Source organism: Mycetocola sp. BIGb0189 (assembly GCF_024810155.1).
Classification (GTDB): domain Bacteria; phylum Actinomycetota; class Actinomycetes; order Actinomycetales; family Microbacteriaceae; genus Mycetocola; species Mycetocola lacteus.
In genome coordinates this window covers 1-21,989 of record NZ_JANUED010000011.1, presented here as the reverse complement: position 1 = coordinate 21,989, position 21,989 = coordinate 1, and the positions used below count along the sequence as shown (strand labels likewise).

The window sequence follows — 21,989 nt, the reverse complement described above, 5'->3', positions numbered from 1 at the left end:
CCAAAACGCAGAAACGGCGACCCCGCTCGGGGTCGCCGTTTCTGCGTGGGTGGCCGGTGGGGCTAGCCTCGGGTGTCCCGACGACGCAGGATTGATCCGGCCAGGAGCAGCAGGCCCAGCATCAGGGTGCCGCCAATCAGCGGCAGGGCGGGTCCCGTGCCGGCGCCGGTGCGAGGCAGCGGAGCGGGGGCGGTCGGGGCGGTTACCGGGGTTGCCGGGGTGGCCGCACCGGTACCCGGAGTCGTGCCCGGCTGCGCGGCGATCTCGGTGGGCGAGGAGGACGGCGTCGCCGGGGACGAGGTGGCGTCGGTGGGTTCCGGCGAAGACGTGCTGCCCTCCGTCGGCTCCGGAGAGGAGGTGTTGCCCTCCGTGGGCTCGGGGGACGAAGTGTTACCGTCCGTCGGCTCCGGCGAAGAGGTTCCCCCCTCGGTGGGTTCCGGCGAAGACGTGCTGCCCTCCGTCGGCTCCGGCGACGAGGTCGGCCCCTCGGACTCCCCCGGGGTCGGCGTCGGGCTCGGAACTACCTCGTCACACGGGCCCAGCTCAAAGTCGTGCACAAAAACAGCGCGGGTGCCGGAGGGATCGGCAACCCATCCCGGGGTCAGCGTTCCCGTGAAACCGAAGCCGGGGTTGGCGGTGGCGATCAGGGTGTGGCGCTGAACACCGTCCGTCTCGGTGATCGGTCCGGTGGTAATCCGGGCCTCCATATCCTCGAACACCCAGTAATCCAGCCATCCGGTACTGAAGGTTCCATCCTCTTGACACACCGGGGCGGACGGTCTCGGGGTCGGCAGGATCCCGGCGGAGATCAGGCAGCTGGGAGCCTCGAAGGGCACCGTGAGGGTTGCGGTCCCCGCCTCGGCATCCACAACCCAGCCCGCGGTGATCTCACTCGGGAAGACAAAACCGGGCAGCAGGGTCGCGGTGACCGTCACGGTCCCACCGTTCAAGGGCGAACCGGTCTGCTCAAACGTCACGCCGCGCAAACCCTCGGTCGCCAGCTCGAAGCGCGGGACCGTGGGAATGCCCAGCGCCGAACATACGGCCTGGGTGATCGTGGGTGCGGGCAGCGCATCCGCCTCCGCGGTACAGGACACCGCCCCCTGGAAGGTGTGGGTGAACGACGCCTCGGTCGGGCTCAGGCGAACCCAACCCGCGGGGAGCTCCTCGGGGAAGGTGTATCCCTGCTGCAGGGTCGCGCGCACCGCGGCGGTCGCACCGGGCACGATTCGCGTGGGCACCGTATAGCGGACCCCGCTGCCGTTGGTCAGCGGCTCAAACTGCGGACCGGTGGACTCACCGGGGGCCGAACAGGCGAACTCGGTCGCCACCGGGGTCTTCAGCGTGGCCTCGCCCCCGGCCCCACCTCCGAAGTTCTGGGTGTAGGTCTGGCTCGCCTCGAAGCGACGCTCCCCGTTGGGGAAGGGCTGCACGGCGCTGGTGTACACGGCGGTGTTTTCGAAGGTCAGGTCGCCCTGCTCACTGAGCGGCTGGGTCGAGGTCGCAAAGAACACCAGGATCGGCACGCGCCCGGCCGGCACGTTGGTAAAGGTGGCCGAGATGGTGCCGTCGGCGCAGGTCACCGGGGCCACCACATCCGCCGCATTCTGGGCATTTTGGTCACGCAGCTGGGTGGCGATCGGCAGCTCACAGTTGATGACCCAGGGGGCACCGGCTCCGGCTTCGGGCGAGTGATCAGAGTCGCTCAGCGTGATCGAAGCAAACGGTCCCGGTCCACCCACCAGCAGGTACTGCACCCGCGGGACGCCCCCGAGATCCGAGGACCAGGCCTGCTTAGACGGACCGTCGATCCAGGTGGCATCGGGGTTGTGCACCTGCTTGACCGTGACCGAGTGGGTCGCGCGGATGGATCCGTTGACCTTCGTCACGATATCCGCATAGGTTCCCGCGGGCGTCATGATGTTGGCAAACTTCACACCCCAGGATGCCGACCCCGAGATATTGGACATCCCGTCCACCTCGTCGGTGAAGGTGAAGCGGGCGATCGGCCCGGTGCTACCCGAAGCCGGGGTTACGCTGACATCCAGCATCACCCGGTTGGTTTCCCGATTCGGGACCACATAGGTGCTGCGCAGCGACATCAGCCTCGGGTCGAGTTCCACATCGAAGTAGTCGCCCGCCTGGGCGGTGGGGGCGCTGAAACCCACCTGAAGTCGAAACTCAGAGTTGCCGTCGGTGACCGAGGAATCCATGGTCAGCGACTTCACCGCGCCGGGCAGCAGGACCGGTGCCGCCTGCGCACTCTGCGGGGCACCCGCGAAAACGCTCAGGGCACCGGCGACCAGCGCGGTGGCGGCGACGGCCGCAAGACGACGCGTCAGGCCGCCCCGGAGGGCACGAGACATACGGGTGGCCGGCGGGCGGCCAGAAATAAACATCGAGGGGAACTCCCGGGCGTTGATCGCACGGGTCACGGTTTGCCCACGCTGCTGACGGTTCTGGCGCCCCGTGTGGGCGCGCACCATCCAACAGTGTGGCGCACCCGATACCCGGGTGTATGTCCCCCGAACGCGGGTTTTTACGCACCCCGTTCGGGTGTCGCAGGCGCGCACACATCAGCCAATCGGACACGAGCGGCGCACACACTCGGGGCCCCGCACGGTGTGTGCGAGGCCCCGAGTGTGACGAGCGTGGTTAGCCGTTCTGGCCGGCCTTCGCCGCGTCCGCAATGGTCAAACCGGCTTCCGACTTGGCCACGGCCTTCGCCGCGCGCTTCTCGGCACGACGGTCCTTGGCACCCTCGACGAGGTTGTAGAGGCTCGGCAGCACGATCAGGGTCAGCACGGTCGAGGAGAGCAGACCACCAATCACCACGATCGCCAGCGGCTGCGAGATGAACCCGCCGTGCCCGGTGATGCCCAGTGCCATCGGGATCAGCGCGAAGATCGTCGCCAGTGCGGTCATCAGGATCGGACGCAGACGTCTGGCGGCACCGTGCTTGACCGCCTCGGGGACGCTGAGTCCCCGCTCGCGATACTGGTTGACCAGGTCGATCATCACGATCGCGTTGGTCACCACGATACCCACCAGCATCAGCACACCGATCAGCGAGGGCACACCCAGCGGGACGCCGGTTGCCACCTGCAGGCCGATGGCACCGGTGGCCGCGAACGGCACCGAAACCAGCAGCAACAGCGGCTGACGCAGCGAGCGGAAGGTGGCCACCATGACGATGTACACGATCAGGATCGCCGCGAGCATCGCCAGACCCAGCTGGCTAAATGCGGTGCTCTGATCCGAGGCGACACCACCGATCGAGGCGGTTACCCCGTCGGCCAGCTTGGTGTCGGCGAGGAGCTTGGTCACCTGAGAGCTGACGCCACCGATGTCCTCCCCCGCGGGGGTGATGTTGACCGAGGCCGAACGGTCGCCACGGATCGTGGTGATCGTGGCCGGACCATCCACCACCGAGACGGTGGCCAGAGCGTCCAGACGCTGGGGGCCGCCCAGGGTCGGGATGGTCAGGCCCTGCACCTCGGCGAGGGTCTGCGGCGGGTTCTCGCTGGCGAGGTAGATCTTCACGGTGGTTTCATCCAGCGCGATCTGACCGATCTGGCCCGGACGCACTGCCTGAGCCACGATGCTACCCAGCGCAACCTCGGAGAGGCCGACCTTGGCGGCGGCGTCGCGATCCACCTTTACCTGGATGAAGGGGCGCGCCTCGGAGATGGTGTCATCCACCTCGGCGACGCCATCGAGCTTGGCCGCCTTATCGTGCAGCACCTTGGTCGCCTCGGCCAAAGCCTTGGCGCTGGAAGCCTGCACGTCGATCTTGATCACGTTCGAGGCTCCGAAGCCGGAGCTGGCTGCCAGCTTGAGCGTGCCCACATCCTTGAGCTTGTCGAGTTCCTTGCGCACGGTGGCCTGCAGGGCGTCCTGGTCGGCGTTGGCATCGGTGGTGATCGAGTAGCTGATGCTGCCCGATCCGCCGCCGGAGAAGGCGTCGGACAGGGCGCTGCCGCTGGAACCGATCGAGACCTGCACGGTCTCGATGCCCTTGATCTCGCGCAGCTTCTTCTCCACCGTGGAGGCCGCGGTGTCCTGCGCCGAAAGGCTGGCACCCTGCTCCAGGGTCTGCGAGATGTTCAGGGTGTTCTGACCCGAGGATCCCAGGAAGCTGAGCTTCATCAGGGGGGCCAGCGCACCGGTACCGACGAGTACCAGGAGGGCGAGCAGCAGGGTCGTGACCGAGTGCTTGACCGTCCAGGAGATGATCGGCAGATAGCCACGCTGCAGCCAACTGGGGTTGTCCAGCTCGTCGGGCTCGATGCCCTCCCCGGAGGCCGCGCGGCGAGCCCGGCGAGTACGCGGAGCTCCCGGAACCACGGGAATCGACCCGGTTTCCGGCTCGGCATCCTGCTCGAGCGTCGCGGTGGTGGTGAGCGAGGGTTCCAGCACAACCCCGTCGGCCCCGGCATGGGCCGCGTGGGCGGCGTGCGGGACATGCGGCGTGTGTGCGGCCTGGGCCGCGACCGGGACCTCGGTCTCGGTCGCGGTCTCGGTCTCGGGGGGCGCGTTTTCGATAGAAACGGTCTCAACCGAAACATCCTCGGATACATCCGCCGCGACCGCCGAGGTTTCCCCCTCGGCGGCGGTGTGAACGATCGCGATCTCGGTGGTCGCGGGCTCATCACCCGGGTCAGCCTGCACCGCGGGCTCCACACTCGGGTCTGCCTGAACCACGGGCTCCACACCCGAGTCAGCCTGAACCACGGGCTCGGGCTCTTCGACAACGTCGGCGGCCGGAACCACACTCACGGGCGGGGCCGCGGGACCGGCCTCGATCGCCAGCGGGGGCGCGGCCGGGGCGGGAACGGGCTTGGCCTTCTTATCGGCCTTGGCCGGCTTCTCCTTCTTGACCCGGAGGAACCAGAACGCGAGCACCGGCACGATGGTCAGCGCAACCAGCAGCGAGGCCGCCAGTGCGATGGTCACCGTGAGCGCAAACGGTCGGAACAGCTCACCGGTCATGTCACCCACGAAGGCCAGCGGCAAGAACACCGCCACGGTGGTGATGGTCGAGGCGGTGATCGCCCCGGCCACCTCACGCACGGCCACGCCAATCGCACCCAGGCGCGCGGCCGGGGTTTGATCGGGGCTCAGCTGGAGGTGACGCTTAATGTTTTCGATGACCACAATCGAGTCATCCACCACGCGCCCAATCGCGATGGTGAGTGCACCCAGGGTCAGGATGTTCAGGGTGTAGCCGGTGGCCTGCAGCCCGATGAAGGTGATCAGCACCGAGGTGGGGATCGAGATCGCGGTCACCAGGGTCGCGCGCACGTCCATCAGGAACAGCAGGATCACCAGGACGGCAAACACCAGTCCCAGCAGGCCCTCGGTCGCCAGGGACTCGATCGACTGCTCAATGTAGGGGGCCTGGTCGAAGACCACCGAGAGCTTGACGTCGGTGCCCAGCTTCTTTTCCACATCGGGGATCAGGTCGCGTACGGCCTGGGAAACCGCAACCGTGTTGGCGTCCGGGGTCTTAGTGATCGCGATGGTGACGGCGGGTTCACCGTCCACCCGGGAAATCGAGGTCTGCGGGTCCTGGCCGAGCTCGACCTTGGCGACCGAACCGATCGTGTGCACCACACCCTCGGGACTCGGGGTCGCGCCCACCAGCGGGAGCGCGGCGATGTCATCGACACTGCCCAGCTGGGTTCCCGCCTGCACCGAATAGGTCTTATTTGCCTCGGTGATTTCACCGGCCGGGAGCAGCACACCGTTCTGCTTCAGGGTGTCCGAGATGGCGCTGGTGGATACTCCGGCGGCGGCCAGCTGGGCCACATCCGGGGTGATGGTGATGCGCTGGGTCGGGGCACCCACGAGGGAGGCGTCGCGCACACCCTCGACGTTGGTGAAGTCCGGCACGGCCTCGCGGCGCAGCGCGTCGGCGAGCTCGTTGATGTTGGACTTGCCGGTGGCCGCAATCTGGATGACCGGGAGGTCGTCGATGCTCGCCGAGATGACCTGCGGGTCGGTGTTATCCGGCAGGGTCGACTTGATCCGGTTGATCGCCTGGCCGATTTTCTGCTCGGCGGTGGCGAGATCGGTGCCGTACTTGAAGGTTGCCGTAACCAGGGAGGAGTTGGTACTCGATGTGGTGGCCGTGGATTCGAGTCCCGGCACCCCCTGAATCGCCGTTTCGATCGGCGTGGAGAGGTCATTATTGACCACCTCCGGTGCCGCACCGGGGTACGCGGTGAACACCACAAGCTGCGGGAACTGCACGCTGGGTGCGAGCTCCTGCTTGAGGCTGGTCATCGCGAGGCCGCCGAAAAGCGCAACCACCACGGTGATCAGCGCGATCAGCGCCCGGTTTTTCAGACTGAGGACGGCGAGCTTATGCACGTTACTCCCTGGGTGTCGGTGTGGGGCGCCCGATACCGGCCTGGTGTCGGTACGCCTCGCCGCCTATTCTCGCATGATCGCGGGCGTTTTCCGTGAACCCCGTCGTTGTCTGCAACACCATCCGCGCCCGAGATCTGGCATCGGGGAGAAAAATTGGTGGTGCCTAGTAGCGTCCGGGCGGCGGCAGTTCCAGATCCGGCGCGGCACGCAGTTCCTCCCAGCTGTCCACCAGGGCGGCCAGCGCGGTCTCGGTGGCCTCGCTGGGGCCCGTGATCGGGATGCGCAGGAAGCGTTCAAAAGCCCCATCCGCGCCGAACCGCGGACCCGCCGAGAGCAGCAGTCCGTGCTGGCGTGCGGTGAGGGTCAGCTTTGAGCTCACCGGGGTGCCCAGGTTGACCCAGAGCGCCAGCCCCCCGTGCACGTGCGGGATCTGCCATTCGGGCACCCGTGCCGCAAGGTAGGCGACGGTGACATCACGCGTGGCCCGAAGCTGGCGTTGGCGCAGCTCAAGGATCTGCGGCATCGCCTTGAAGGCCTCGAGTACGGTGAGCTGTTCGAGGATCGAGGTTCCCAGGTCGCTGCGGGTGCGCGAGGCCACCAGGCGGGTGATCGTGGAGGCTTCGGCGCGAATCCAGCCGAGCCGGATGCCCGCCCAGAGGGTTTTACCCACGGTGCCGACGGTGATGATTTCGGCCCCCGAACGGTTATCCACGGCGAAAGGATGTACCGGTCCGGGACGGTCGATGTCGAGGTCCGCGGTGGTCTCATCGATCAGCAGCACGGTGCCCTGCTTGGCTGCCACTCGGCACAGCCGCTCGCGTAGGTCGCGGGGCATGCTGGCACCGGTGGGATTGTGGAAGTCGGGCATCAGGTAGGCCAGCGCGGGGCTCGTGCGCTCGACCGTGTCGATCAACTCGTCGGCGTCCCAGCCGGTTTCCGCGGTCACCGGAACGGCGACCACCCGGGCACCCAGTGCGCGCATCGTGTCGTGGGCATAGGGATAGCTGGGATGCTCGATCAGGGCGCGATCCCCGCGGGCGAGGAACAGTCGGGTGACCAGGCCGATCGCGTGCTGAGCGCCCAGGGTCACCATGATCTGATCGGGCCGGGTGGGCAGCCCCTGGGCACTGTAGCGGGCGGCGATGGCCGCGCGCAGCTCGGGCAGACCCACCGGATCGGAGTCGGCATCCAGGTAGCGCGGCAGGGCCTCGGCGGCGGCCAGCGCGGCCTCGGGGAGCTGCGGGGCCGCGGGCAGCGAGGCGCGGGCGAGGTCGAGCAGGACCGGACGTCCCCCGGGTTCGCGGGCCAGGGATGCGGGATTGATCCGCGCCACACTCCCCGATCCACGCACCGAGTGCAGCACCGCGCGCTCGCGCAGATCCCGGTAAGCCGAGCTGATCGTCGCCCGGCTGAGCCCAAGCCGCTCGGCCAGGTCGCGTTCGGCGGGCAGCCGGGTGCCCGAGGGGATCCGGCCGTCCAGGATCAGCAGCCGGATGCGGTCGGCCAGGTTGCGATAGGTGGTGCCGGACCCGCGCCAATCCCCCAGCAGGACCACGAGGGTGCGGGCGGCGAGCGCGGGTTCGTTCATGCCCCCATCTTAGGCAGCCGGGGCCGGGTTCAGTCCCTATCCGCGCGGGCATAGGCGTGCGCGCGCTCGGAGACCGCCACCGCATAGTCGTGGGTGTTGTTATAGGCGGCGACCGCGCGACGCCACCCATCGGGATCGCGCAGGTTGGTGCCGGCCGCACACAGGTAGCGGCCCGCGGCGAGCGCCGCATCGTCGATCGAGTGGATGTTGCCCGTGCCATAGCGCCGCCAGGTGTCGGGGATGAACTGCATAGGCCCGACCGCGCGATCCCACACGGTATCCCCGTCCAGGGTGCCGCCGTCGGTATCCGGGATCGCCGCGAATCCGTTGCCATTGAGGGCCGGGCCGATGATCGCCGGGCTCGCGATGCCCGCGGCGGTCAGGCTCGCTCCGTGGATACGCCCGTGATCGCTCTCCACCGCGCCGATCCCCGCGAGGGTGTTCCAGCCCAGACCGCAGCGCGGAGACTCCTCGGCCACCCGTCTAGCCGCCTCGGTGTAGGCGACAAGCGCGCGTTCGGGGATGCCCGTGCGCTCGGAAATCGTGACGATCCAACGAGTGTCCGGCCCGCCGGTGCCCTCGACGGTCACGATCAGCGGTGCTTCTGTGGGTACCGCGGTCCCCACCGGAAGGCTGGTGGACGCGGGTACAGAGGTGGGCGCGGGGGCGTCTTCCTCGGCGCTCGCCGCCGGCCGGTCCCCCAGCGCAAGCGCGGCCATGATCAGGCATCCCACCCCCACGGCACCGATCAGGCTTGCCAGCACCGTGCGGGGTACTGCGGCGCGATGCATGTTCAGGCCCGATAGGTGTCGAGCCGGGCGTCGAGGTCGCGGACCGCGTTGTTGTTGAGGGTGTAGCCCAGGCGTACCTCGTCCTCGATCAGCAGGATCTCCGCCTCGGTGAGGTCCAGGCCGTCCAGCAGCACCCGGTAGCCGTCTTTAAAGGCGCGGGCATCGGGGATCTCGGGGAACAGGTAGAAGCGTCGACCGTCCTCGGTGTCCAGCCCGTAGGAGCGGGCGAAGCGGCGGCCGATCATCTGCCCGCCGGAGAGGTCCCCCAGATACCGGGTGTAGTGGTGGGCGATCAGGTGCGGCAGCGAGTCGGGGCACACGGCGTTGATCCGCGCAACGTATTCGGCGATGTACGGGGTTGCCTCCAGGTGATCGCGCCACCCGGGTCCGAACCAGTACGCCATATCCGCCCGCAGCGCCTCCATCCGACGCAGCTCGGGGAAATCGAAGGGGAAACCGGGGCCGTGCCGCCGCGCATGGGCATCGGTCGCGGCCTCGAGCGCCTCGTACATGAGGTAGTGCTGGGCGACCTGCGCGCCCACGCCGTGCGGGCTCAGCTCGCCATCAAGAAACGCGTCGTAGTAACTCGGTGCGGGATCGGCTATCGGTGCGGGCTGCTCGTGTCCGCCGAAGGACACCGCACGCAGCCGGGCGGACAGGGTGGGGGCGGGGGTGGGGATGGGATCGGTCATGATGCTCCTGAAAGGTGAGGGAAAACGCTGCACGGATCGGGACCCGGAAAACCCGAGCCCCGATCCGTTGGGAGGTGCGGCGCATCAGCAATAACGATGCGTCACACCGGTGTTACTGAGTGGCGTGACGACGACGCAGGAACAGTCCCGCACCGGCGGCCAGCAGCAGGGCCGAGGCGATGCCCGCACCCCAGATGCCGTGAGCACCGGTGTTGCTCAGTTCCTTGGCTCCGGCCGAGGAGCCCGGGGTAGCACCCGGGGTGCTCGGGTGTGCGGCACCGGCGGTCGGGTTGGCCGAGTTCCCCGGGGTGGCGGGGGTGCTCGGGGTGGAGGTGGGGTTCGACGGGTTCGGGCTGGCGGTCGGCTCGGGGCTGGTGGTGGGCTCCGGGCTCGTGGTCGGCTCGGGGCTGGTGGTCGGCTCCGGGTCCACGGCGGCGGCCACCGCGAAGCTCACCACGGTGCCGTGCACCACCGCATCGCCCTGGGTCGCGACCGAGCGGAACTGTGCGCCCTCGGCCACGTCATCGGCGGTCACGGTGATGGTTGCCGAGGCGTCCGCAGCGGCGGCGGCAAACGCGGCGACCCGGGCGGCGGGCTTCACCGGGAAGGCGTGCCAGGTCTTCCCGGCATCGGTGCTGCGCTCCCAGCTCACGACGGGGATCGGGAAGCCCTGGGCGGTCGCGGTCAGGGTGGCCGAGCCGTCCTTGGCGATCGAGTAGACGCCGGTCTTGGCATCGGCGGTGGCACCGGTGATCACCGGGGTCTTGTCCACGGTGACCGGCACCGCGGCACGCTCAAAGCTGACGCTCAGTGCGCGGGCGGCCTTGAACGGGTCGGCGCTGGATCCCGACTGATAGAAGAAGGACGAGATTCCCGGGTTGAGCTTGGACACAAACTCGTTCGGGAACGAACCGGTGTAGGCGCCGCTCCAGGTGCCGGCAACCGTCTGGCCCTCCCAGATCGGGGTGACCGAGAAGGAGGTGACACCATCGGTGTCGGTGGCCGGGGTCGCACCACGGAAGGTGGCGATGGTCAGCCGCTCGGCGGTGTAGTCGATCTGCTCGTCGATCTTGAAGTAGCCGGAGAACTCGGCGTCGATGTAGCCCTCGCCGGCCGCGTTGACGTGCACGCGCGGGTTGGCGAAGTTCCACTGGTTGGCCTCACCGGAGGTGATCCGTGCGGTACCGGTGTACTCGATCACCGTGTTGCCGGCGGGGTCGGTCTTGCCGGTGCCCTTGCTGAAGGTGAACTCACGGTTGGTGTTGTACTGGCGGTCCTCGGCGGTGGCCGGGGACTTGGTGGCCGGGACACTCACGTTGCCGTCTACCGCGATCTTGTCGAACCAGTAGCCAAACGAGTTGTACACGTTGGCGATCGGCCAGTTCAGGACCGCACCATCCAGCGCGATGGATCCGGCATCGGCGGCGGTGATGTCGCCGATCACGCGGGCGGTGTCGACCACCTTATAGGTCGTCGTGCGCTCGGTGGTCGAGGCGGTAAACGCCGCCGCGTCACTCGGGGTGAAGGTTGCGGTGATCGCCCGCGAACCCGCGGCCGCCCACTTCTTGGTGGTCAGGGTCGCGGTTCCGTCGGAAACCGGGGCGCTGCCGAGGCTCACGGTCCCGTCAAAGAACTCCACGGTTCCGGCGGCAGTTGCCGGGGTCACCGCGGCGGAAACCTGACCGTTGGTCCCCAGGAAGTAGCTGGCCGAGGCGTTGGGGTTGGTGACCGGCGGGTTCACGATGGTGGTGGTCGGCGCGGCGGGCACTACCTTCTGGGCGGCGAAGCTCACCGGGGTGAAGGACTCCACCCCCTTGTTGATCTGGCCGTGGGCTCCGATGGTGATGAAGCCGCACTGCACCTCATAGCAGTCGATGGTTTCCTTGCCCACCTGAGAGGTGAACACCGCGCCGGGGATCTGCTGGGTGCCCGACCAGGCACCGGTGGAATCCATCAGGCCCAGGGTTGCGCCGCTCGCGTCGGTGCCGGGGAAGCCCACCAGGCCCTGAAAGGTTCCCGCGCCCTCGGCGTAGTTGAGGGTCTTCCCGGTCGAGCCGCCGTTGCTCGGCGACCAGGAGGCGGGCTTGGTCGCATCCACGGGCTTGATGTAGCCAAACAGGACGTAGGCCCCACCAAACGGCGCGGTTCCGGTGTTGAAGCCGGCCCCACTCAGGGTCACGGTGGTGGGCTTATTGGGATCCAGGCCCTTCGCCGGGCTCACGGTGACCGTGTTGCCACTCTCACCGGTTCCGGTGGCGGTGCCGGTGGGGTTGACATCGGGGTTGCTGGGGATCGCGGCAAAGGCCGGGGTCGCCAGGCTCATACTGAGCAGGGTCGCGGCGGCCACCGAGGCGGTCGCGGTGAGCACACGACGGGGTGTGCGAGTTCTTTCTCGGGTCATCATCGTTCCTTAGTTGTGGGAGGTTGCTGTTTCGGGGGTGGTGCGTCGGAATCGGCGTGCCAGCACGATGCTGAACAGGGCGCCGGAGAGAATCAGGGCGGAGAGGAGCCAGAGCGGACGCTGGTTCTGGTCGAATCCGGTGCCGGCGAGGCCCTGGCCGTCGATGGCCTGGCCCTGCCCGCTCACGGTGTCGGGACGAGCGCCCGCGACCACCGCATTGTCGGCCTCACCGGTGAAGTACACGGGGGTGAACACCTCGACCCCGGCATTGCGCACGCCGTGGGCCCCGATCGTGATCACGCCGCACTGCACGCGGTAGCAGTCGATGGTCTTGCCAAACGCGGTGAACTGGGAGTCGGGGATGGTGAAGGTGCCCGACCAGTTCCCGGCGGCATCCATCCGGCCCTGACGCGCCGAATCGGTGCTGCCCGCGTTGGTGTTCCCGGGGTAGAGCACGAGCCCCTGGAACTCCTCCTCCTGGTGGTAGACGTACTCGAAGCCGGTGCGTCCGCCTCCGGCGGGGCCCCACTGGGTGCCCTTGGCTGGGTCGATCCAGCCGAAGAGAACGTAGGCACCGCCGAAGTCCTTGCTGGTGTCGTATCCCTTCCCGGTGAGGGTGACCTGCTGCTGCTTATCGCCGAGGCTCCAGGCCGGGGAGACGGCCAGGCTGGCACCGGTCGGATTCGTGCCGGTGCTGGTTCCGTAGGGGGCCGCCTTGCCCACCGGCGGGGTCACCAGATCGGGTACGGCGGGGGTGCTGGGCTGCGGGCTCGGGGTGGTCGGCGGGGTCGAGGGGGTCGTGATCGGCGGAACCACCACGGTGCCGCGCTCGGGCCAGCCGGTCTCGTCCTGCCCCTGGAAGTACAGCGGGGTGTAGGCCTCGTTGGCGGCGTTGATCATGCCGTGCGCGCCGAAGGAGAGCACACCACACTGGGCCTCGACGCAGTCCATGGTGGCGTTCGGGTCGAAGAAGGAGGCGAGGGTTTTACCGGGCAGCACGGTGCTGAAGGTCCAGTTGCCCTGCGCATCCATGACCGCGTCGGCCACCGCACCGTTGGCGGTGTTGTGGGCGGCCACGAAGCGCGGGGCACCGTAGTTGAAGTCGCGGCCCACGCCACTCACACCGCCCTTGCTACGCCGCCAGGACTCGGTGTCGGTGGGAGTGGCGAGCTGACCGAAGCCCACGTAGATTCCACCGGTTCCCTCACCGGGGGCGGCGGTGCCCGGATCAAATCCGGTGCCCTGCACGGTGATCGGGGTGTCCCCGTTGGCGTTCAGGGCATATCCCGGGGTGACCGTGATGCGAGCGGCCGATCCGGCGAGCGCCTTGCCCTGGCTCGCCCCGTACGGCCCGGTTTCCGGGGTCGTGGGCGGGGTCGAGGGGGTGGTCGGCGGGGTCGAGGGATCGGGGGTCGGCGGCGTGGACGGGTTCGTGGCGGGCTCGCCCACCTGCACCCGCACGCTTAGCGGATCCACAAAATCGTTGGGGGCCGCATAGGGCGACTCGGCGCCGAAGACCGGCAGGTTGGCCACGGCCTCGGTGGTGAACTTTCCGGGCAGCGCGCGGAGCTCCAGCACGCCGTTGGCGTCGGGCTTCGGGGGCTGAGCCAGCGGGAAGCGAGCGATCGCGAAGCCGGGCTGCGCGGTCTTGTTCTGGTAGGTCTCGCGCATGTTCACGCGCACCGTGGCGGTCTGATTCTCGATCACCAGGCGCACCTGGTCAAAGTGGAACCAGGCCTCGCCGAAGCCCTTCATGTTGAAGGCCCCGCCGAATTCGATATCGGCGGTTCCGGCGACCGCATCCACGGTGCCACTGGTCACGGGGAAGACCGCGGCCTCATCACCGGGCGCGTAGGTCGCCGGCGGACGGGCCTCGACCGAGCCGTTGGTGTGGCCGAAGTTTTCCAGATAGTTGCGGATCGAGGTGCGCACACCCCAGCTCAGGTTGCCCGAGGTCACCCGGTCGCTGGCGGCCGCGGGGGCCGCGGATGGGTTGTCGGGGGCGGGCAGCGCCTGCGCGGTGCCGGTGGCAAACGCGCCGGCGAGCAGGACCGTGCCCAGGGTCAGGGCGATCCCACGCGAGCCGAAGCTCGCTCGGGGGCGCCGGGTAGGACGTAGCATTAGCGTTCCTCCAGGTTGGGTTCTTCGGGTGCTGTGACGTGAGCCGTGCGGACGGCTCGGCGACGGAACCAGACGGTGAAACCGGCCCCGGCGAGGGCGAGCACGGAGGCCGCGAGCACCCCGATCACCAGGACGGATGCGCCATCGGCTCCGGAGTTCTGGGCCGCCGACTCGGGTCGGGGCGAGGCCGACGGGCTGGCGGCGGGGGCGGCAGCCGCGCTGGGCTCGGCCGAGGGTTCCTCGGCGGCAGGTACGGGGGCCTCGCTGGCACCCTCGATCGTGGAGACCGCGGGCACCTCGACCGGAGCGTCCGAGTACGAGACGGTGCCCTCGGCGAAGTTCACCGGGGTAAAGGTCTCGTTATTGGCGTTCCACTGGCCGTGCGCGCCGATCGTGATGATCCCGCACTGCACGGTCCCGCAGTCCACCTGGCGCACCACGTCGTTGCGGTCCTTGGCGGCGAACTTCAGCCCCGGGACGGTGATCGTGGCATTCCAGTTTCCGGCGGCGTCCATCTGGCCGTTGGCCTGGCTCGCCGAGGATCCGCCGGGGAAAGACACCAGCAGCTGTGCTCCCCCGGTCCCCGCGTAGTTATAGGTCACGCCGGTGCTGCCGCCCTGGCTGGGGGCCCACGCGTTGGATCCGGGGGTGGAGACCGCGCCGAAGAACACGTAGATGCCCCCGGGGGCATTGGGCAGCGACTGGAATCCGCGCCCACTCAGGCTCAGCTGGGTGGGCGATTCCAGGGCCGGGCGACCGGACACGCTCACCGAGGAGGCGGCGTGCGCGGGATCTGCGGATACCAGCCCGGCCAGCGCGATAAGTGCGCCGAGCAGCAGCACCGCGGTGCGGCGCAGGACGCGAGGGAACGGGGACACTGTGGTCACGGGGACACTTCCTGATTCGAGTGGGGAACGGATGGAGAAAGAGGGGTGGCACCGGCGGGCGAGCCGGCGCTGTGCCGCGGGCTCTCATCGGTGGGAGACTCGGCACCGTGCCGCGGGCCCTCGTCGGCAAAGCGCACGGGCAGCACGATCAGCTCCCCATCGGGTTCGCGGCTCACCCGGATCGGGTGCTCATAAACCTCACTCAGCAGCTCGGCAGTGAGCACCTCCTCCGGGGTCCCAAAGGCCCGGGAGCGCCCGTCCTGCAGCAGCAGGATGCGGTCGGTGTAGGCGGCGGCCGCGGCCAGATCGTGCAGCACGATCACCACCGCGTTCCCGCGTCGGGCGTACCAGCGCGCGAGCGCAAGCACCTGCTCCTGATAGTTGATGTCCAGGGCGGCGCTGGGCTCATCCAGCAGCAGGATTCCGGCCCGCTGCGCCATCGCCCGGGCCAGGGCCACGCGGGCGCGCTCGCCACCGGAGAGCGAGGTGAACACACGCTCGATAAAACGCATCGTGTCGGTGCGCACCAGCTCCTCGGCCACGATCCGGTTGTTGGTATCGGGATCCAGCATGCCGCGCCAGGGTGCGCGCCCCATCTTGACCACGTCGAGGACAGGGAAGGGGAAGCTCAGCGGATTGGACTGCCGCAGCACCGCGCGGCGCAGAGCCAGCGCCCGCCCACCCCAGGCACCCACCTCGCGTCCGGACACCGTGATCGCACCGCGATAGGTCAGGTCACCCGAGAGCGCCCCGAGCAGGGTGGATTTGCCCGCCCCGTTGGGACCGAGAATGCCCACCACCTCGCCCGCGCGCACGTCGATATCCACCCCGTGCAGGATGTCGTCCCCGCCGCGGCGCACGCTCACGTCCGCCCCGGCGAGCACCACGCTGCCGTATTCGGCGGGCTCGGGCAGACGCAGCTGTCGACCAAACATCATCACACCCACCCCCCGGTGCGACTGCGCGCGCTGCGCAGCAGGTAGAAGAAGAACGGCCCACCCACGAGGGCGGTGAGCATGCCCAGCGGCAGCTCGGCATAGGGGATCGCGGTGCGTGCAAAGGTATCGGCAACCACCAGCAGGAGCGCGCCACCGAGCGCGCTGGCCGGGACCAAGACCCGGTTTCCCGGGCCCATGATCATCCGGATCACGTGCGGCACCACGAGCCCCACAAAACCGACGATCCCGGCGAAGGCCACCGCGACGGCGGTCAAGATCGAGACCACGGCGATCGTGCCGATGCGCAGGCGTTCGATGTTGACCCCCAGGTGTCGGGCCGCATCGTCGCCGAGGGCCAGCAGGTCCAGTTGCGGGGCCAGCATGAACGCGCACAGCAGCCCCAGTACCGAGAGCGGCACGATGACCGCGACCTGCGGCCAGAGGGCCCCGGAGAGGGTACCCATCTGCCAAAACACGATCTGCTCGCGCTGATTGGTGGTCGCCGCGAAGGTCAAAAATGCCAGCACGGCTCCGGCAAACGCGTTGACGGCGATACCGGTCAGGATCAGTGTGATGACCTCCGAGCGTCCGCCCGAGCGCGAAATCGAGTAGACCAGCAGCGCGGTCAGCATCCCGGTGACAAAGGCACCCGCGGGGATCGCCCAGGCGTTGCCCGCCCCGAATCCCAGCACGATCACGGTGCTGGCACCGAGGGCCGCCCCCGCGGACACCCCGACCACCCCGGGATCGGCGAGCGGATTGCCAAACACCCCCTGCATTAGCGCACCGGCGGCGCTGAGCGCGGCCCCCACCAGCACGGCCAGCGCGACCCGAGGGAAGCGTACCTCCCAGAGCGCCGCGTCACCGTTGGGGTGTGCGGGCGGAACCCCGCAGCCGAGACCCATGCGGGCGCAGATTGAGCCGATGACCTCCACCAGCGGTACCTGGAGCTGCCCCAGCGCCGCGGCCACCAGAACCGCGATCAGCAGGCCCGCGCCCAGCGAGACAAACAGCGCCACCACCCGTCCGGCGCGCGGACGCGGCAGCTCGGCGGGTACCTGCGCGCTGGGCAGTAGGGTGCTCAGCACAAGCCCGGCGGCGGGATCGGTGAAGGCGACCGGCTTGTCCTGGATACTCATGCGTGATCCCCGGTGCGATAGATCGCGTGGGCCAGCGCCAGCAGTACCTCCGGGGTACGCGGACCCCAGGTGAACATCTCATAGTCGCTCATGTCGACCACGCGTTCGCGTGCCCCGGCGGGGGTCTGGGCCACACCGGGCACCTTCATCAGTCCCTCGATGCCACCCACGGATTCCAGGCCAAGGGTCAGCATCAGGATCAGGTCGGGCTCAAGTTTCATCAGCCCCTCGGCGGTGAGGGATCCGCTGGTCCAGTTGGCTTCGCGCGCCACATCGATCCCGCCCAGAGCCTCGATCAGGACCCCGGCGATGCCCATCGAGCCATCGGGATTATTGCCGTACATGTAGTACACGCCGGCCTTGCCACGCATGTACAAAAAGACCATCCGTACCCGATCGGCGGCGGCCTGCGGGGCCATCGCCTTGACCTCGGCCAGGGTGTCGGCGAGGCGGCGTTCAAAATCGGCGGTGTAGGTTGTGCCCAGCTCGGGCACACCCAGGGTTGTGGCCACGGCCTGGATCACCGAGCCGATATCGTCCATGTTTTCGGCGGCCTTGAAGAAGACCACGGGGATGCCCGCATTGCGGATCTGCATCTGCACGTCATACGGGCCCACGCTGTAATCGGTGAGGATCAGGGTGGGGTTGAGGTCGAGAATCGACTCGGCATTGAGCGTGTGCTTGTCCATCACCAGCGGCAGGTGCTTGGCCGAGTCAAACCCGGTGGTGATGTCTCGTCCCACCACGTTTTTGCCAAAGCCGAGCCCAAAGACAACCGAGGCCAGGCTGCCGGTGCCGTCGATGGCGATAATCCGGCTGACATCGGTGATCCGCACCTCGACATCGTCCAAACCGGTCACGGTAACCGGCAGCTGCGGTTTCGGATCGGTGGTGATCGGGGTGATGTCACTCGAGGCGAGCAGCGCGGTGTCGGGCCCCTCGAAGAGGCGCGGGCTCTGCGCGGATGCGGCGGAGGTGTGGGCGACATCGGGAGTGTCGCCCACAATAAGCGAGCACGCCGAAAGAGCAAGAATTAGACCGCTAGCCAGCGCAATTCTGAGGATTCGGCCCGCTCCGGGTAGGGAGTTGAGGGGCATGAAAGTTAGGTTAGCGTGACCTTACTGAATTAAACAAGATTTAGTTAAGGCTTACCTAATTAATTCTTCAATCATGCGCTATGGTTATCGCGTTGCCTTCGGTTTCCCGACACCCGACCGAGCACCCTTCCCACCAATCCCTGAGAGAGTCATGCCCCTGCACCGATCGAATCCACCGGCCGCATCGACGCGCGCCGAAACCGCCGCGTTCCGCCGGAGCATCGCGGTGAAACGGGCCCGGTCGCGTCCGGCCGCACTCGGCGTGACCGCGCTCGCCCTGGTGGCCGCGGGGGCGCTGGCCGCGCCGTTTGCGTTCGCACAGGGGCTGGGGCCCGGGTCCGCTCAGGCCGGTGCCCAGAACGGGCGAATCACGGATCTCACGGCAACCACGAAACTCACGGGCTCCCCGGAGTACTCGGCCCCCTCCGATGGCTCGGACCAGCCCGCTGCGATCGCGCCCGAGCTCCTGGCCGGCACCCAGTCGTCGAAAACGAGCGGCACCGCCGACACCATCGAAATCCTGATCACCCTGACCGAAGCCGAACTCCCCGATGCCGCGCTCGGCGATCCGGCCCGCACTAGCGCAGCACTCGAACGCACGGCCACCGCCGATCAGGCACGCGCCGAGAAGGCCCTCGCGGCACTCTCGGGCGAGGGAGTGCGGGTGCTGAACCGGTTCTGGATCAATAATTCGATCCTGGTCCAGGCCCCCAATACCCCGGAGATCCTCGCCCGGCTTGCCGCACTGCCCGGCGCCACCAGCGTGGTCCCCAATTTTGAGGTTTCCCCCTCCGAGTCGTTTACCGCGACCGAGGCCGAGGCACCGGGAATTCCCGCCGTCGCGCCCGCCGGAGCATCAACCGAGACCCCGGGGATCGCGGAGGAATCCGCCCCGGTCACCTACGGCATCAGCCAGATCGAGGCGGACCGGGTCTGGAAGGACTTCGGGGTGACCGGTGCCGGCGTGCGCGTCGCGGTCCTCGACACCGGCGTGGATGCCACCCACCCGGACATCGCCGGCAAGCTCGCCGGCGGCAACCTCAACGACCCCACCTTCCCCGGCGGATGGATCGCCTATGATCGCTCCGGCACGCCCATCCGCACGGTCCCCTCGGATCCCGGATCCCACGGCACCCACGTCTCGGGAACCGTCGTGGGCGGGGCCGCCTCACGCACCCAGATCGGCGTGGCCCCGGGCGCAACCCTGATGGTTGGCAACGTGCTGAGCGGGGCCGGCGGTGGCTCGTTTGCCAAGATCCTGGCCGGCATGCAGTGGGCGATGGCCCCCTACGACGGCGACGGGAAACCCGCGGGCCGCGCCGCCGACGTGGTGAACATGTCGCTGGGATCAAACGGATACGATGCCTCGTTTATCGCCCCGGTGCAGGCACTGCGCAAGGCCGGGATCTTCCCGGCCATCGCGATCGGCAACGCCCCCTGCGGGGCGACCGGAACCTCCTCCCCCGGGAACATCTTCGAGACCTTCGCGGTGGGCATGACCGGACCCGACAACGTCGTGGATCCCGGCTCCTGCGGGGCCGTGACCGACTGGCCTGCCGAGATCACCGCCGCCCAGGGCTGGCCCCAGGCGTTTGTGAAGCCCAACGCCTCGGCACCGGGAACCCGCGTGTTTTCGGCGATGCCCGGCGGCAAGTGGGGCGATTCCACCGGCACCTCGATGGCGACCCCGCACGTGGCCGGAGCCGTTGCCCTGCTGCGCTCGGCCCAGGCCGGGCTGAGCGTGGACCAGATCGCCGCCGCGCTGGAAAACACCTCCTACTTTGACGACCGCTACGGCAGTGCGCGTCCGAATCCCCGGTTCGGTGCCGGACGGATCAACGTGTTTGCGGCCCTCAATGCGCTGCGCCAGTCCTCCGGGGTAAACGGGGTGGTCACCTCCGAGAAGGGCGTCCCGATCGAGGGTGCCACGGTCTCCCACGGGGAGCGCGGCGAAACCTGGACCACCGACGCCCAGGGCCGGTTCACCGCGCACCTGGTGCCGGGCACCTACACCCTGACCGCCACCAAGCTGGGCCACACCCCGGCGAGTAAAACGGTGACCGTGACCGCGCAGTCCATGCAGAACCTGACCCTCGCGCTGCCCACCATCACCGTGGGCGAGCTGCGCGGGACGGTGCTCTCCCACATGGATGGCACACCGATCGTCGGGGCCAGCGTCGGAGTACGCGGCATCCCGCAGCACACGCAGACCGATGCCCGCGGTACCTTCGCCTTCGCCGGGCTGCCGCCGGGTGAGTATCAGGTGCAGGTTCAGGCCGAGGGTTTTGCCGGGGTGCTCTCCCCCGCCGCGGCAGTAAGTGCGGCCTCACGCACCACCATCGACTTTCGGCTGGCACCGCTCCCGCGCGTCCTGGTCCTCGGCGATAGCGGTGGACAGACCACGGCGATGCTTTCGGCCGGTGACCTCATGGCCACCCGCGCCACCGCGCTCCCCACAGATTTCGATGCCACCCGCTATGACGTGGTGGTGTGGGACGCCCCCGAGGCCGTGGATGCCACAAGACTCACCGCGTTCATCACCCAAACCGATGCGGCCGGGACCGGCGTGCTCTGGCTGGATAACGGTTCCAGCCCGCAGGCGGGCATCAACCAGCTGAGCACCCTGCGCGGCAATCCGGCGGTGCGCGAGCGCGCCGACGACGAGGCGCTGGCGAGCACCGGCTATCGACTGCTGGCCGATCACCCGATCTTCACCACCAACTTTGCCGCGGGCGAGGCACCGGGCGTGGGTTCGGTAGTGGTGCATGATTCCACCTCGACCTATAAGGATCACGCCTGGTTCGAAGGCTTCACCGGCACCCGGGTGAGCATCCTGGCCGAGACCGTGACCACGGTCGGGACCGGGAAGGATGCGGTCACGACCGCACGCGGCACGGGGATCGCCGTGGATGAACGCGCCCACAACCGACACGTGCTGATGGCACTCAACGGCACCTCCGCGGGCCTGGACAGCCGCAACTGGTCGGGCAGCGATACCCGGATCTTCCGCAACGCGGTGTCCTGGGCCGCACCGGCGGGCGCGCAGGCACCCGCGCCCGCGATCACCGGGCCGGTACGGATCGAGGAGCCCGGCGGACCCGGCACCCCCGAGGGACCGGGCACCCCCGGAACTCCGGGGACTCCGGGCCAGCCTGGCACTCCGGGCACTCCGGGGCAGCCGGGTGGTTCCGGGACCCCCGACAGCTCCGGTCCCGAAACCGCGCCGTCCGCCCTCGCTCCGCGCGCGGTCGCCGCTCCCCCACAGAAGAGTGCCCCCAAGCCCGAGCGCGCACCGGAGGCACCGGCCGCACCGCTGGATGAGTCCAACCGCGGCGGGCTCGAAGCCACCCTGACCGACGGAGTCCTGGCGATCACCGTGCCCGGTGCCAAGCCGGGTGACTGGTACTTCCTCTACGTGTACCCCTCGGCCACCGCGGTGGACTGGGTCCGCGTGGGTGATGCAGGCACGCTCGGGCTCAATCTCAGCCGCCTGCCCGGCGGCGAGTATCGGTTTGCGGTACTGAATACCGCCGGGGCGCTGGTGGGCTGGGTTCCGGTATCGATCCCCAAGGCTTTGGCCGCGGCCCCCGATGCCGCCCCGGCTCCCGTCCAGACCGAGGATCCCGATGTGGTCACCCTGGGCGAAAACCTGACCCCGATTACCCCGGGCTTCAGCCTGAGCCCGCTTGAACAACTCCTTTTGCTCGGCGCCGGTGGACTCCTCCTCGCCACCGCCGCCCTGCTTATTTTCGGTCCACGTCGACGCGCAATTGCTCCCGCGGACGTGCCGAACGTTCCCGCCGCCTAGGCAGGCTGGGAACCGCGGTGGGGGGGGGGGGGGGGGGGCCCCCCCCCCCCCCCCCGGGGCCCCCCCCGGGGCGGCCCCCCCCCGTTTGGGCGGTTTGAGGGCCCCCCCCCGCGCGGCGGACCCCCCCCGGGGGCCCCCCAAAAACCCCCCCC

The 21,989-nt window shown here is 68.7% G+C and carries 12 protein-coding genes; 1 reads left to right on the top strand and 11 read right to left on the bottom strand.

The genetic code is table 11. The features are described from left to right. Positions 1-62 precede the first annotated feature (62 nt). The 11 genes from M2390_RS15330 to M2390_RS15280 all read right to left on the bottom strand — a co-directional run bounded on the left by M2390_RS15330 (position 63) and on the right by M2390_RS15280 (position 18,029). Entirely contained in the window at positions 63-2,486 is a 2,424-nt protein-coding gene (locus M2390_RS15330; protein ID WP_259180021.1) for an Ig-like domain-containing protein, read from the bottom strand. Between the two features lie 169 nt (positions 2,487-2,655). Further along, a complete protein-coding gene (locus M2390_RS15325; protein WP_259180020.1) occupies positions 2,656-6,375 on the bottom strand; it encodes an efflux RND transporter permease subunit in 3,720 nt (1,239 codons plus the stop codon). A 163-nt stretch (positions 6,376-6,538) separates the two neighbouring features. Then, positions 6,539-7,963 (bottom strand): PLP-dependent aminotransferase family protein, encoded by a 1,425-nt coding sequence (locus M2390_RS15320; protein ID WP_259180019.1) that lies wholly within the window; start codon positions 7,961-7,963, stop codon positions 6,539-6,541. 29 nt (positions 7,964-7,992) lie between these two features. Then, complete coding sequence (locus M2390_RS15315) at positions 7,993-8,754, bottom strand: lytic transglycosylase domain-containing protein (RefSeq protein ID WP_259180018.1); 762 nt, start codon at positions 8,752-8,754, stop codon at positions 7,993-7,995. 2 nt (positions 8,755-8,756) lie between these two features. Beyond that, positions 8,757-9,446 (bottom strand): heme oxygenase (biliverdin-producing), encoded by a 690-nt coding sequence (locus M2390_RS15310; protein ID WP_259180016.1) that lies wholly within the window; start codon positions 9,444-9,446, stop codon positions 8,757-8,759. A 112-nt stretch (positions 9,447-9,558) separates the two neighbouring features. Beyond that, positions 9,559-11,847 (bottom strand): procyclic acidic repetitive family protein, encoded by a 2,289-nt coding sequence (locus tag M2390_RS15305; protein WP_259180015.1) that lies wholly within the window; start codon positions 11,845-11,847, stop codon positions 9,559-9,561. A 9-nt stretch (positions 11,848-11,856) separates the two neighbouring features. Continuing rightward, entirely contained in the window at positions 11,857-13,968 is a 2,112-nt protein-coding gene (locus M2390_RS15300) for an HtaA domain-containing protein (protein ID WP_259180014.1), read from the bottom strand. Next, the gene (locus M2390_RS15295; protein ID WP_259180013.1) at positions 13,968-14,855 is read right to left on the bottom strand and encodes a hypothetical protein; all 888 of its coding nucleotides are present in this window, start codon (positions 14,853-14,855) and stop codon (positions 13,968-13,970) included. The genes M2390_RS15300 and M2390_RS15295 overlap by 1 nt, the downstream gene beginning before the upstream one ends. Next, a complete protein-coding gene (locus M2390_RS15290) occupies positions 14,852-15,793 on the bottom strand; it encodes a heme ABC transporter ATP-binding protein (RefSeq protein WP_259180012.1) in 942 nt (313 codons plus the stop codon). Before M2390_RS15290 ends, M2390_RS15295 begins: the two co-directional genes overlap by 4 nt. Further along, the gene (locus M2390_RS15285) at positions 15,793-16,932 is read right to left on the bottom strand and encodes an iron ABC transporter permease (RefSeq protein WP_259180011.1); all 1,140 of its coding nucleotides are present in this window, start codon (positions 16,930-16,932) and stop codon (positions 15,793-15,795) included. The genes M2390_RS15290 and M2390_RS15285 overlap by 1 nt, the downstream gene beginning before the upstream one ends. Further along, positions 16,929-18,029, bottom strand: coding sequence for a hemin ABC transporter substrate-binding protein (locus M2390_RS15280; RefSeq protein ID WP_259180010.1), 1,101 nt, complete (start codon positions 18,027-18,029; stop codon positions 16,929-16,931). Before M2390_RS15280 ends, M2390_RS15285 begins: the two co-directional genes overlap by 4 nt. A gap of 226 nt (positions 18,030-18,255) precedes the next feature. On the opposite strand from M2390_RS15280, the gene M2390_RS15275 reads away from it, so the two are divergent. Further along, on the top strand, positions 18,256-21,837 hold the full coding sequence (locus M2390_RS15275; protein ID WP_259180009.1) for a S8 family serine peptidase: 3,582 nt from the start codon (positions 18,256-18,258) through the stop codon (positions 21,835-21,837). Positions 21,838-21,989 lie beyond the last annotated feature (152 nt).